Annotated in this window: 15 protein-coding genes and 3 pseudogenes; all 18 read right to left on the minus strand. The window is 38.5% G+C overall.

Annotated elements, in window-relative coordinates:
- Positions 1-125 (minus strand): annotated as a pseudogene (locus BUB05_RS17515) (UDP-glucose 6-dehydrogenase); the annotation flags it as partial.
- A 1-nt stretch (position 126) separates the two neighbouring features.
- Positions 127-459: pseudogene (locus tag BUB05_RS17520) on the minus strand (NAD-dependent epimerase); the annotation flags it as partial.
- Between the two features lie 143 nt (positions 460-602).
- Positions 603-1,688: a DNA-processing protein DprA gene (gene dprA, locus BUB05_RS17525; protein ID WP_073050978.1), complete on the minus strand. Its 1,086-nt coding sequence runs from the start codon at positions 1,686-1,688 to the stop codon at positions 603-605.
- Complete coding sequence (locus BUB05_RS17530) at positions 1,685-3,226, minus strand: YifB family Mg chelatase-like AAA ATPase (RefSeq protein WP_073050980.1); 1,542 nt, start codon at positions 3,224-3,226, stop codon at positions 1,685-1,687. The genes dprA and BUB05_RS17530 overlap by 4 nt, the downstream gene beginning before the upstream one ends.
- A gap of 10 nt (positions 3,227-3,236) precedes the next feature.
- Positions 3,237-4,070: a transposase gene (locus BUB05_RS17535; RefSeq protein ID WP_073050982.1), complete on the minus strand. Its 834-nt coding sequence runs from the start codon at positions 4,068-4,070 to the stop codon at positions 3,237-3,239.
- 125 nt (positions 4,071-4,195) lie between these two features.
- Positions 4,196-4,975 (minus strand): Fic family protein, encoded by a 780-nt coding sequence (locus BUB05_RS18940; protein ID WP_281258007.1) that lies wholly within the window; start codon positions 4,973-4,975, stop codon positions 4,196-4,198.
- Complete coding sequence (locus tag BUB05_RS18945) at positions 4,972-5,592, minus strand: AlbA family DNA-binding domain-containing protein (RefSeq protein WP_281258008.1); 621 nt, start codon at positions 5,590-5,592, stop codon at positions 4,972-4,974. Before BUB05_RS18945 ends, BUB05_RS18940 begins: the two co-directional genes overlap by 4 nt.
- Positions 5,593-5,841: 249 nt before the next feature.
- Positions 5,842-6,552, minus strand: coding sequence for a tyrosine-type recombinase/integrase (locus BUB05_RS17545; RefSeq protein WP_073050986.1), 711 nt, complete (start codon positions 6,550-6,552; stop codon positions 5,842-5,844).
- Between the two features lie 307 nt (positions 6,553-6,859).
- Positions 6,860-7,144 carry a helix-turn-helix transcriptional regulator gene (locus tag BUB05_RS17550; protein ID WP_073050988.1) on the minus strand — a complete coding sequence of 95 codons (285 nt, stop codon included), beginning with the start codon at positions 7,142-7,144 and terminating at the stop codon, positions 6,860-6,862.
- A 14-nt stretch (positions 7,145-7,158) separates the two neighbouring features.
- A complete protein-coding gene (locus tag BUB05_RS17555; protein WP_073050990.1) occupies positions 7,159-7,698 on the minus strand; it encodes a hypothetical protein in 540 nt (179 codons plus the stop codon).
- 71 nt (positions 7,699-7,769) lie between these two features.
- The gene (locus BUB05_RS17560; RefSeq protein ID WP_073050992.1) at positions 7,770-8,627 is read right to left on the minus strand and encodes a nucleotidyl transferase AbiEii/AbiGii toxin family protein; all 858 of its coding nucleotides are present in this window, start codon (positions 8,625-8,627) and stop codon (positions 7,770-7,772) included.
- Complete coding sequence (locus BUB05_RS17565) at positions 8,624-9,220, minus strand: type IV toxin-antitoxin system AbiEi family antitoxin domain-containing protein (protein ID WP_073050994.1); 597 nt, start codon at positions 9,218-9,220, stop codon at positions 8,624-8,626. Before BUB05_RS17565 ends, BUB05_RS17560 begins: the two co-directional genes overlap by 4 nt.
- Before the next feature lie 232 nt (positions 9,221-9,452).
- Positions 9,453-10,154: a DUF6088 family protein gene (locus BUB05_RS17570; RefSeq protein ID WP_073050996.1), complete on the minus strand. Its 702-nt coding sequence runs from the start codon at positions 10,152-10,154 to the stop codon at positions 9,453-9,455.
- Between the two features lie 233 nt (positions 10,155-10,387).
- Positions 10,388-10,873: a hypothetical protein gene (locus BUB05_RS17575; protein ID WP_073050998.1), complete on the minus strand. Its 486-nt coding sequence runs from the start codon at positions 10,871-10,873 to the stop codon at positions 10,388-10,390.
- A 59-nt stretch (positions 10,874-10,932) separates the two neighbouring features.
- Positions 10,933-11,340: a hypothetical protein gene (locus BUB05_RS17580; protein ID WP_073051000.1), complete on the minus strand. Its 408-nt coding sequence runs from the start codon at positions 11,338-11,340 to the stop codon at positions 10,933-10,935.
- Between the two features lie 178 nt (positions 11,341-11,518).
- Positions 11,519-11,935, minus strand: coding sequence for a hypothetical protein (locus BUB05_RS17585; protein ID WP_073051002.1), 417 nt, complete (start codon positions 11,933-11,935; stop codon positions 11,519-11,521).
- Between the two features lie 9 nt (positions 11,936-11,944).
- Entirely contained in the window at positions 11,945-12,787 is an 843-nt protein-coding gene (locus BUB05_RS17590; protein ID WP_073051004.1) for a KilA-N domain-containing protein, read from the minus strand.
- 81 nt (positions 12,788-12,868) lie between these two features.
- Positions 12,869-13,657 (minus strand): annotated as a pseudogene (locus tag BUB05_RS17595) (nucleotide sugar dehydrogenase); the annotation flags it as partial.

Below are 13,657 nucleotides of genomic sequence, written 5' to 3' on the forward strand. Positions count from 1 at the left end.
TTCCTGTTATTGATCATATCCACCTTTTCCTGGATAATATCACATGCTATTACTTCATTGTTCTGTGCCAATAGAATTGCATTAGATAGTCCTACATATCCCGTTCCCGCTATTGTAATCTTCATTCTACTTGTCTCCCCCTACCTTGTAATATTCCCTGTACCACTTGGCAAATCTATCAAGTCCCTCATCAAGGCTGGTACTCGGCTTAAATCCGAAATCCTTCTCAAGTGCAGACACATCAGCATAGGTCTGATATACATCCCCAGGCTGCATTGGAAGGAGTTCCTTGTCTGCCTCACAGTCAATGATTCCGTATTTCATCAGCTTCTCTTCCAATGTATTCACAAAATCCATTAGACTTTCAGGACTGTTGTTTCCAATATTGTAAACCTTATATTTGACACCATCTTCATTAGGTTCCGGCGCTTTGTTCATCACATTGATCACACCGGTTACAAACAAAAAAGATGCCTTTGCAGACATCATCATTTCAATCATATATCCAATATCCGCCAAATAGCATTATATCAAATACCGGCAGCTTATTCAATATTATTAAACTCAAATTTACTGTTTTTAATACCCTCGAATTCGATGTGTTAAACAACTCCATAAACCCCTGAAACACATCCCAGCACTCCCTTGAGCTCCATCTCCGCCAGACAGCCTGACAACTCCACCTGGCCAATTTCTAACATTTCAGATATCTCCTGAATCCGGAACCTCTTGTCGCCTATTGCATTCATAACCTTCCTTTCCAGTTCATCAAGATCATCGCGTTCGACAGTTCTCTTCGTACTCTTTTCTTCTGTCAACAGTCCGGCATCAGTTTGCCCGCATTTGTCCACAAGACACCCAGGTCCTGTATATACCCGTGCGCCCTCATCTATCAATCTATTGGTCCCTCTTCCTGTTGCACTGTATATGTTGGATGGGACGGCAAAGACTTCCCTGCCCTGGTCCCTGGCATTCCTGGCAGTTATCAGGGCACCGCTTCTTTCCGAAGCTTCAACGACAAGCAGCCTCTTACTCCAGCTGCTAATATGATAATTCCTCTTGGGAAAGTACTCGGCCCTGCCCGGTGTCCCCGGAGGATACTCAGATATCACGGCTCCATTTTCAACTATCTTTTCCATAAGGTCTCCGTGTTCCCTGGGGTAGCATATATCAAGTCCCGTACCAAGGAAGGCTATGGTATATCCCCCTGCTTTGAGACAGCCTATATGCGCATATCCGTCAATCCCCTTGGCCATTCCACTAATGACGGCATAACCCTTTTGTCCAAGAATGCTTCCTGCCTCTAGGGCCACCCTTTTTCCATACTGGCTGCACCTTCTGGACCCCACAATACCGATTCCCTTAAGGTCCTTCCTGATTTGCCCTCTGTAATAGAAGACAACAGGAGCCCCCTCCACCCCGGCTCCAAGCATGGGATAAAGCTCATCTCCTATGGTAAGGATCTTACCTCCCAACTTGTCCAGACTGTCAATTATCCTTAATGAATCCTCAAAGGACCTGGAAGCTACAATATTGTCGGCAATCCCCCTGCCCACACCTTCCACCTCAATGAGTTCATCCACAGCGGCTTCATACACACCTTCCGGACTGCCAAAACGCTTCAAGAGCCTCTTCTGCAGTACGGGACCAGTGCCCTTCAACCTTGACAACCATATCCAGTACTTCATGAAACCACCGCCATATTGACCTTTTCCTTCTCGAGGTCCCTGGACATGACTGCAGCCATGACATCCTTCTTCCTGATATCGACAGATCCTTCCAAGTCGGCAAATGTCCTTGAAACCTTGAGAAACTTGTGAAAGGTCCTGGCACTGTATTTGTACCTGTCATAGACCCTCTGGAGAAGGTCCCTGCACTGGCTGTCAAGGACGCAGAATTCCTTGACAAGGGCCTGGCCCATCTGGGCATTGCAGTTGACACCCTCTATTCCTTCAAACCTCCTTCTCTGGACCATCCTAGCAGCTTCAACCCTTTCCCTAAGCTGAGCAGAAGAAAGCTTTGAAGTATAGGAAGAAAGATCCATGAAGTCCACAGGCTGGACATATTTCTGCAGATCCATCCTCTCAAGGATGGGACCCGACAGCCTCTGCCTGTACTTGAGGACCTCATAGTCGGTACAGCTGCACCTGTCAGACCCGTAGTAACCACAGGGACAGGGATTCATTGCCGCCACCAGCATGAAATTGGCAGGATAGGAGTTTGTCTCCTTGACCCTGGATACCGTAACTACCTTGTCCTCCATGGGCTGTCTCAGGGCATCCAGAGTCCTCTTGCTGAACTCGGCGATCTCATCAAGGAACAGGACACCGTTGTGAGCAAGGGATATCTCTCCGGGTGTGGCCCTGTTGCCTCCCCCTATGAGGGAGTTGGTAGAAGCATTGTGGTGGGGCGCCCTAAAAGGCCTTTTCCTCACAAGGCTGTCATTCCCCTTCAGAAGTCCTGCCACACTGTAAATCTTAGTGACCTCAAGGGCCTCCTCCTCGGACATCTGGGGCAGAATTGTAGGTATCCTCTTGGCAATCATGGACTTACCGCATCCTGGAGCACCTATCATAAGCATGTTGTGGCCACCTGCTGCTGCAGCAACAATATACTCCACAAGAAGCTCCTGCCCCTGTACCTCGCTAAAGTCTACATTATCTCCCATGGCAGATTCAGCCTCAAAGCCTTTATCTTCAGGCACTACATACTCCTTGTCCTTCTCAAGAAACTCAACGACGTCCCTGAGTCTCTCGAAACCATAGACCTTGATTCCCTGGACAAGGGAAGCCTCTTCAAGGTTTTCCCTGGGTACGATAATGCTCCCTATCCCTGCACTCTTTGCAGCTATAATCATGGACAGGACACCCTTGCACCCCCTGAGTCTGGCATTCAATGAAAGCTCCCCTATGAAGGCAAAGTCCTCCTTCCTCTTGATCCTGAACTGATTAGCCTCCATGAGAAGACTCAAGGCTATTGGCAGGTCGAAATGAGACCCGCTCTTCTTGAGATCGCTAGGTGCAAGGTTGACAACTATCTTCATCTGGGGAAATATGAACCTCCCGTCAAGGATTGCAGCCTCTACCCTTTCCCTGGCCTCCTTGACTGCAGTATCACCAAGACCCACTATTGAAATCATGGGCTGGCCGCTTATGGTCTTTGTCTCAACATCAACAACATATCCTTCAACACCCTTTGTAGAAAGGCTCTTTACTATGGTAGCCATGTTTACCTCCTCAATTTAGCAGTTTTGATACAGCTGCCTGGCTTATGCCTATGTTTTTTCCAATCTCTTCCATCCTATAATTTCTCTTCAAGCATTCCTCAATGTATCTTATCTTTAATGGAGTCAAACGTCTTGAACGCGAGGCACTCTTGATTTTTGTAAAATCCTTCTCACTGGCAGTTACAAGCTTCAATAGCTCATCCATTGACTCTCTTGAATTCTCCTGCAATGTTTTCTCTACTTTTAACGGCTTAATATCACCTATAACCGCAGTATCTTCAAACATCTCACTGCTTTCAAAGTCGTCTTCATCCATGAACCTTGCATACTCCGCAAGAGCCCTTCTCCTGTCTGCCGCAAACATGTCAAGAATAAGGTCAATACTAACAAGTCCGTCACCCTTATTCCTGCGATAGCTGGAATCACTGGTCCACCGGTAATCTGACACAGTCCTGCACATCCTTGCCTTTACCGGATTCTGATGGACATAGCGCAGAAGGGACAAGAGATAGCTGTCATCCTTGACCAGGATACCCTTGTATCTTTTCTCATAGACATGGCCTGTCCTTTTCTTGATCCTGTTGTATGTCTTGGCAAATTCCGTATTGATCCTGTGCATGACACTGCTAATATAGACCTGGTCTGTCTTCATTATCACGTGATAGTGGTTGTCCATTATGGCATAACCAAGAATCTTGTATCCGTAGACATCCCTGTACTTGAGAAATACCTCAAGCAGCATGACCTTGTCTTCCTTCTTTCTGAAAATATATTCCCTATTGTTTCCCCTCTGGACAATATGGTATACCCCTCCCCTGAATTCTACTGCAGGTTTTCTACCCATACGACCGCCTCCAATAATTAGTATAAATTCAGTATACCAAACATTTGTTCGGTTTTCAACAAGGAATTGAAATTAATTTTTGGATGTAAAATTTATATTCATTTTTAATATAAAAAAAAGGGACTTTACGTCCCAGAATAGTATTTTTGTTTTGGACTAGATGGTTTTTCCGGTAAAGTGAGTTTAAGCAATCTCTTTTTTACAAGTGGACTTAGAATCCTTCTTCTGAAATCACGAGAATTTTTTATCCCAATAAAATCCTGTATCTCTTTTCTACTTTTTGGTTCTTTACAAAACTGAAGAATTTCAAGAGTTCTTTCATCACTATCAACTACCTCAGCTAGGGTGTTACCTTGGGTGGTAGCTGGGGTGTCAGCTTGGGTGGTATCCTGCGGGGTCAGTGGAATAATAGTCTTGAAAACATCTCCTTCAATAAACTGAGGATCTGCTCCTGAATAGATCCTGTTGTATTTATAGATATTTCTAACTCCCGAGCCGAGTTCATCCACCCAGCCTATTTCCCTGAAAAACTTTGCAATCTTGGGGTTCTTGGGGTATGGGGTGAAATCCTCTGGGTCTATAACGTCATTATTACGTGACTTGTTGCCGTTTTCAAAATAGACCCTATCTCTTTCTATGATCATCTTCGCCGGAAAGCGGTTTGAGAATTCCCTGTGAATCAAGGAATTGGTAATGGCTTCCCTGAATATCTTGTCTCTGATACTTATCCTCTGTGTCCCTTCAAGATAGAACTTGTCATTGAGATGCTTGGCAATAAACTGCATGAGTCTCTCATAACTTCTCAATAGATTTACCCTTATGTCGTCTCGATCATCATAACGGTCCAGGTTTTCCTTTCTCAAAATTGCATCAGTCCTGTAGTGGGGAAGGGCTGTCTGTATCATGAGCTCATCTCTGTATTCTGATCCTTTAGATACATGCCTGCACTCTTCAGTATATTGATATTATCCATTGTAACCCATGGGTGACCCGGTCGCATGTATTTAACGATTTTTCGCACCCTTTCAAACAGTTCATCTTCCAACTGATCCATATCAGCATATGGAAAAATCATGTTTTCAGTATATGAACTCTGTTTTCTAACATAAAGTCCAGATACCAGAGTCGTGTTATCGGTAACATTCAAGTCACCATCTTCATTTCTGTCAAATATTTTCCCTTTGCAACGATGAACCTGGGAGCTTTCCGTTACATTGACATGAAGAATCACCTTGCCATCTATTTCCACGTCCTCTATCCCTAAATATACTGTCGGACTCAAGATCATGGGATTGTTAAGCGATGTAACAAAGTCTTTCTTGATCTGTTCTACAGAATCCTTGTCAACACCTACTATTTCGCCATTATCCTTAACTCCCAGAAAAAGATGCCCTCCATAACGATTTAAAAATGAACAGACCGATTCATAAACATCCTTGTTCAGCTTCTTTCTGCTTTCCTTGAATTCAACGGTAATGCCCTCTCCACCACTGATAATTTTCTTTAACTTCTCAGATTTCATATACAGCACCATTGCCTTTTATACATTTTTTACTTTCCAACTTACAAACTCAGTATAACCAATTCTCTTTATATTTGCAACAGGGATTCATTTTCACATCTAACAAAAGCATCCACGCATTCATTATATTCCTGTAATAAAAGGGATTCAAAATCCCTTTTTTTCACAAAATGATTACTTTGATCAATTTTCAAACCATCAACCCATTGAAATTTCAACACTTTTCCATCACTTCAATAAGTTATAATGTTATACGACAGGCACCGATATCTGATATCTTGATTTGATATCTTGCATTAAAGTTGCCGCAGTATGTCTAAGTTTGTGAGGTGAATAATTCTTACCCGAAAGACCTGCACTCTTAAGGTGTTTCTTCAGCAAATGAGAAACTCCTTTTGGTGATATCCGTTTTCTTCTAGAACTTAAAAACAAGGCATCATCTCCAATATTAACAGGATCCGTTCTTTGCGAAATGTAAGCATCAAGGGCATTTTTACATGCCTTGTTAAGATACACAGTCCTCTCCTTGTCGCCCTTACCAATTACAGTGAGTGCGTCTCCCTTTATGTTGCCCATATTAATGCCAACCAACTCTGATAACCTTAGCCCACAATTAAGAAAAACTGTAATAATAGCAAAATCCCTGACTCTGAATCTTCCATCTACACTTTCCAAGAGCCTTTTTGCATCTTCAAGAGATAGATACACAGGATGCCTTGATTCAATCTTTGGGATTTCCAATCTTTCAGCGGGATTGGAATCCAAATATTCTATGATGGAATATAGATACTTGAAATACGACCTCAGGCTTGCTACCTTCCGGACCTTAGTCTTGTTGCAGTTATTCCTCACCTTCCCAATATATATAATATATGCATGGAGATCCTGCAACCTGACGTTTTTCAAAAAGTCCTCAGACAAAATCCCTATATCCACCTTGTCATAATCATTACCTTCCACAAGCCTGAACCTTACTACACAAAATCTGTAAAATGTCCTCAGATCAAAAAATACTCCTCTACACTCAAGGGAGACTTCCCTCGTATGGCTTCCATGTAATTCAAATAATCCTCCAACATGACAGGTATTGAATACTCATATAAACTCTTTCTTGCCATGGTCCACCTCCGCATCCAATAATTAATATATTTTCAGTATATCAAACATTTGTTCGATTTTCAACAAAGAATTAAAGTTAGTTTTTGATTTTGAACAAAAATTTATTTTTGTTATAAAGAAAAAGAGACTTTACGTCCCTCTAAGTTACTTATCTAATCTCTATATGAATATCTTTGCCCAATCCTTTAGCTATTTTAATCAAAAAGTCCAATGACGGATTATATGATCCGCTTTCCAGCCTAGAAATGTTAGATTTTCTCGTCCCGACCCTTCTCGCTAATTCTTCCTGGGTTATTTGCATTGTTTTTCTTGCTTCAATAATCTGAGAAATAACCTCGTATCTAGGGCTGAGCTTGTCATATTCTTCTTTAAACTCTTCATCCTTCATAAGTTGGGCTTTTATTTCATCAAATTTAACACTGACTTTACTCATTTTCACACCTTCTTTTACTGAAATGAAATCTGCATATATTTACTTGATTGCTTCTTATTAAGTTTATTCACTAAAGTCTTTGTATCAGCAGGACACAGATCAATCAATTTCTTCAACTTATCATCAGTATCTATATACAGAAACCTATCAAGGGGCATGAAATATACAAGGACGTTTTTTTTATATGATATCAAATTCATCATGTTATTGAGAGTACCCTTACTTTTGCCATTCCAAATCATAAATCCATAATCTGCGCTTTTTGCCATTGCAACATCCTTCTGAGCATAGAAATCAAAACCTTTTATCTTAGAATACACGGATATTTTTTCAACAGTCCAATTACCAAGATTATTCCTCACTTTGTCACCACTAGCAAAAATAATCACATTTTCATACTTAAGATCAGAATAGAAACTTTGGATTAATCTATCCACCCCGTTTGCATCACCCACTAGAACAGTATAGTTATTATTATAAATATTCAGGAGACGTTCCTTAACGGAGTCATTCAAATTTAAAACCGCTCTAGGTCCTGCAATAAAAACCTTCATTGATTTCACCTCTCAACATTGCATACTCATGTTCACGGTACCGATCTTTCAAGAATAAACAAGGAATATACCTATAGCATATCCACGCCGGATTTTGATTCAAAAACCGTTCTCAACAGCTTTAATATATCAGCAAAATCAATTCCTTCAGCATATGAAAATTTCCTCTTATATGAATCCCAAATTGAATAAATATCCTTACTCTCCGCAATATCTTTCAAATATTTTTGATGATTTTCTATATAGATTAAAGAATTTCTTTCAATCGCCTTCTTTTGAATCGCATTACGCAGGTTTGATAATTCCAGGTCATCTCTTCGTAGAGTCATCAAAATATATACATCATAAAAATCCCTTGCTCTTGTATTAGAAACATTTCGCACTAAAATTGATTCTATCTTTTCAGCAAGAATTGTATCCAAGTTATATGCTTTTATCGAAATACTTCTTTCTTCAAACATAAGCTTATACGAATAATCTATTTCACTAGGTATGATTTCATCTCCAGTAGTAATGTCAATTTTCATATTAACTCTGATTGTGAAAAATTGTGCTTCTACAACTATTCTGTAATCGTCATATTCACTAATATCATGAATACTTTTAATGCTTTTGATTTTAAACACAAGATTATCATCAAGATCTATTGATAAAATTTCATCTAATATTTCTTCAATAGTTTCTCTACTAACAGAAACACCCTTAATGGTTGTATCCATGTCCATTGTACTTCTCATGTCAAGACCGACCATAGCAGATATTAGAAATCCACCTTTCAGAATGAAATTATCTTTGTATCGTGAAACTGAAACTCTCTCCAACAATCTCTCCATCACAAAATTTTGGAGAACTGTATTCGCTACTAGATTATTCCTTTTAGCCATATTGTTAATCCAATCTTTCAGTTGTCTTGGGCTTTTTATCTTCATGATAACACCTCAATATATTGTCGAATTTTATTTCTAACACTAAATACATCACCATACTTAAGAAGTTTGGCATAATCCGCACCAGGTGTTCTCACATACTGTTTAATTGCCTCAACCACTAAATCACTATCTAGGTGTTTTTTCTTTTTAATACAATCGCATATTGTTCTCTCTTTGTCATATACATTAACTTCATTTCCATATGGAGTCCTCATAGTAATCATTCCTATCGAATGTAACTCTTCAGAGATATAGAAAAAACGATACTTGTTTCTTTCCTTTATAAGTCTTGTATTATACCCAGAAGGGATTGTCAACATCATTTGAAAAGGTGTTCGGTCAGTTAAGTCATGAAAAAACAAGGCTGTCTCATGTGAAAAAATACCCTTTTTACATCTTAGCTGCGCCAATAAATATTCATCCTCCAATTGATCCGGATCCATATATACTCCATGCTTTATCCTTTCAATCTCTCCAGATTTATGCATTCGTTGAAGTATCTTGTTATCGATACCCGCAGAAACAGCTTGCTGCGAAGTAATAAGACCATTATTTTTACACATTATTTCCTTTACAAGATCCCTTTTAGTCATACGCATCACTCCTCAACTAAGTCCTTATTGTTAGTATATATTTTATTATATACTAACAATAAGGACTCCACAACATTTTTTGTCTTTTACGTTCGTAAAATTAACATTTTTTATAACCAAAAAGACCTATTTACTCAACAATATTATCTCCCGGTTCATTATTTACTTTAACATAAAGGCGTCTATTGAAGCCTTCCAATAAGATACTTTCAATTCTTGAAACAAACCTTCATCATTTAACAGTTTCATAAAGCTCCTCCATATTCAGTTCACCATATTTTGATGAAGAATTCAAATGCCTTGCCAAGTCATTCTCAATCCCTAAATAATCCAATACATTTCTCAACGATGCTATAGTTCTTTTTTTATACTTGATGACACCAAGGATATTTTCCATATCCTTATAGCTATAAAACTCGCCTATCCTAGACAAATAATGGTACATATTCTTCTCATCAAGATCCTCAATAAATCTATAGTTTTGTAAAACTTCAAGCAATTCTATCAATTTTATTCTCTTTTCACTAAGTTTAATATCAATTTTTTTAACAGTCACATTGCCAATCTTCTTTGATTGCTGCTGTATTCTCCTAGAATATATAATAATGGATTTTGAAATCTGCGTTGTGAGACCAAGTCTGTTGAACATTCTATATCCAATATATAGTCCATATTGATTGTTGCTGCCAATGAAATATTCCGATATAGTCTTGTTTGACATCCTTAGATTTCCAAACATTCCCTTTTCCGGTTTATAATATATGCCTTTCACAATTCTATCCAATTCACCATTCTTTTCAAGTCTTGAAAAAATCTTTTGATATGCCAGATCAGGAATATTTTCAAACCTTGTAGAATGTAGATATGCCATATCTATAACTGACATCCTGTTTAACCTATTTATATAGTTGACAACTTCACTGGAATAACTCATAAAAACACCTCTTCTCAAACTTCATTATAACAAATTTATAAATAGTCAAGTTTATTTGATTTTAAACTGACATTGAACTATGTTAAATAGGTGCCCTAAAGCACCTATTTCCAATCACTCTAATCTCGCAAAAAATGATTTTTCTAAAAAAAACCAAACCATAAACCTATTGATATTACAAGTTTTTCCCAGCATCACAATAACTCATAACCTCATACGACAGGCACCGGTTGTTACGACAGGCACCGGTTGTTAAGCATCGAAACACTTCCATATGTCCCAATGCTCGCCAAAGCCCCGGTCCCGACTGAAGTCAACCCTCCGGCAATGATCTCAGCACTATTCATTGAACTCAGTTTGATATCATTAAAATTCTGCTTTGTTACCAGATCACTTTCGTCAACACGGTACTTCTTTATGTAGTTTTTCTTATCAACGGATATTTGCTTTATCAATGTCAATTTTTTAGTCAAATCAACATAATCTTTTAGAATACCAGAATTTGTCTTAAGCTTCAGTTCACCATAAAATGCAAGTTCTTCAAGTGTTATATGTCTTTCATCATCAAGGCAAGATTTTTTATCATTGTATAGTCTTTGGGAATCATTGATTATTCTTTGTGCTTCATTATTATTGTCTTTTGCAACTGAATGTCCGACAGCTCCCAGACCTCCAGAAATCACTGTTGCAACTCCGATTAGTAAAATAGGTAAAGGCATCTCTTTATCCCTCCACTTCCTTCAACATTTTGTAAATCGCTATTTTCTCAAATAAAATCTCATGAATTAATTATTTGTCCAAATTGGGAATAAATAATATTAAGATCTGTTATTGCATTCATTGTATTATTATATGTATTTTCAGAAATATCATATATCTCCATAAAATCTCTGATAAAATTTTCTTCACTTATATCAAGTTCCTTATCTACAGTGGCTAATGCCACAAGTTCTATGAAAACCATTCTAACTATCTTCTTATCAGACAACACAAAGCTTCTCAATAAATCCTCCCTTGTTCTGTTGAATTGCTTAATAGAATACTCTTCATCCAACGCCATTTCTTCAACATACTGATTCAATAGATTTTCTTCAGAATCTACAACCTTTCCATCCAAATCAATTAAGAATCTAGCGATATCAATAAAATCTTTTTTCTCTATTTCATCTAAAGCATTAAGAAACATTTTCCGACCTCCATTTCAATTGTCATATGTTTAATTATTTGCCAAAACTTAATTTGTATATACTTTTCACAACATCATTTCTCCAACACATTCCTAAAAGCATCTACTTCCCTAATACCTCCCCCTTACATTTATTAGTGTATATACTAGCAACGTCAGATTTTGACGTTTAAGCAACTTAAATACTATTATCAATTATCCCCTTAATCAACTCCAAATTAGCTTTAGCCATAGTAGTCAGATCTTTTACAAATATCTCTACAGCCCTGTTTACATCGGCATCGATATCCCGGGGGCCATTTAACACATAGGCGCATTCATTCATTATCTGGTCTCCAAATTTTTTGCTGACTTCATCTAACGCTTCAAAACAATAATAGTCTTTTCCTCGTGAATCCTCACGATAATCAGTATTTATCCAAGAATCAAACCAATCCAGGGGTTCCAATTCGTTAGTTATTGAACCTGTATAATCCAAGTCTTCAAGTTCCTTTATACGTCCAATATTAAAATCTCCATCATATCCAAATTCCGGGTCAATATAGTTATGTTCCCGGTACCGGAATTTACCTGGCAAAGAAATATCTGGAGTCATCTTAAGCTACTAATCTTTTGTATCAATTGACAACTTATCTTGCTCATCATTCTCAAGTAATACTCTCATCTGATTAATAGCAATTCTATTAAGCTTTTCAAGCCTTTGTCCCTGTTCCAGACCATCATTGATTAGGACAGCATTCAGACTCTCCAGATTCGATAGACATACTAATTGTGATACGTTTGCATAATCCCTTATATTACCCTTCTTGTCCGGATTATCATCTCTCCACTGTTTTGCAGTCATACCGAACAAGGCCATATTTAACACATCTGCTTCAGTAGCATAAATTATACTTTTATCTTTCCCACTGAGCTTTTTGGGAATAAGGTTTTCCCTTATAGCATCAGTATGAATTCGATAATTAATCTTCGACAAATTCCTTTTGATATTCCAATCCAATTGACCTTGTTCCTGTTCTTTAAGCCTTTGAAATTCCTTGATGAGATACAGCTTAAATTCAACAGATACCCAAGATGCAAATTCAAATGCAATATCCTTATGTGCATATGTTCCACCATATCTTCCTGCCTTAGCAACAAGACCAATAGAATTTGTTGCTTCAATCCACTTCTTAGACGTAAGAACAAAACTGTTAAGTCCAGCTTGACTTCTAATGTATTCGAATTCGACTACATTAAAATTCGGATTATTCAATTTTTCCCAGATTCCCAAGAATTCAATAGTATTACGATTCCTCATCCAGTTCTGTATAATATACCCAGTTCGTTTCTCATCCTTATATTTTGCAATATCCGTAATAGAGATATAATCCTCGTTGTTCACTGTATTAATAACAACTTCTCTTCCCTGAACATCTATCTTTTTATTTGCAGGTTTTCTTACCATTCGATTTCCTCCATATAAAATAATCTATATTCAGTATACCAAACATTTGTTCGTCGTTCAACAAGGGATTTGGTTTTTGTTTTAATCCCTACTGAACAAATCCCTCGTATAAACCTTCTCCTCAACATCCAACAGCTCATCGGAAAGCCTGTTAGCAACAATCACATCACTCACATCACTAATCCTCTTGAACTCATCAAAGTCCCTGATAACCCTGGACTTGAAGAAATCATCCTCCTTAAGGGCCGGCTCATATACCACAACCTCGATACCCTTGGCCTTGATACGCTTCATTACACCCTGGATGGCAGACTGTCTGAAGTTGTCGGAATCCGTCTTCATGGTAAGTCTGTATATACCTACTACCTCCGGCTCCCTCTTAATGATCATATCAGCTATATGGTCCTTCCTGGTCCTGTTTGCATCTACTATAGCAGACATTATATTCTGTGGTACATCTGCATAGTTTGCAAGAAGCTGCTTTGTATCCTTAGGCAGGCAATATCCTCCATAACCGAAGGAAGGATTGTTGTAATGGCTACCTATCCTCGGATCAAGACCGACACCTTCAATGATCTGTTTGGTATCAAGACCCCTTACCTAACCATAGGAATCAAGTTCATTGAAATAGGACACCCTCATTGCAAGATAGGTATTGGCAAAGAGCTTGATTGCCTCAGCTTCCGTTGAACCCGTATGGAGTACAGGCACATCCTTCTTGATTGCACCTTCAGCCAATAGACTTGCAAAGACCCTGCCTCTATCAGAATCCTCTCCAACAACTATCCTAGAAGGATGAAGATTGTCATAAAGCGCCTTTCCTTCTCTCAGGAATTCAGGAGAGAATATTATATTGTCAGTTTCAAACAT

It is taken from the genome of Dethiosulfatibacter aminovorans DSM 17477, from assembly GCF_900142005.1.
Classification (GTDB): Bacteria; Bacillota; Clostridia; order Tissierellales; family Dethiosulfatibacteraceae; genus Dethiosulfatibacter; species Dethiosulfatibacter aminovorans.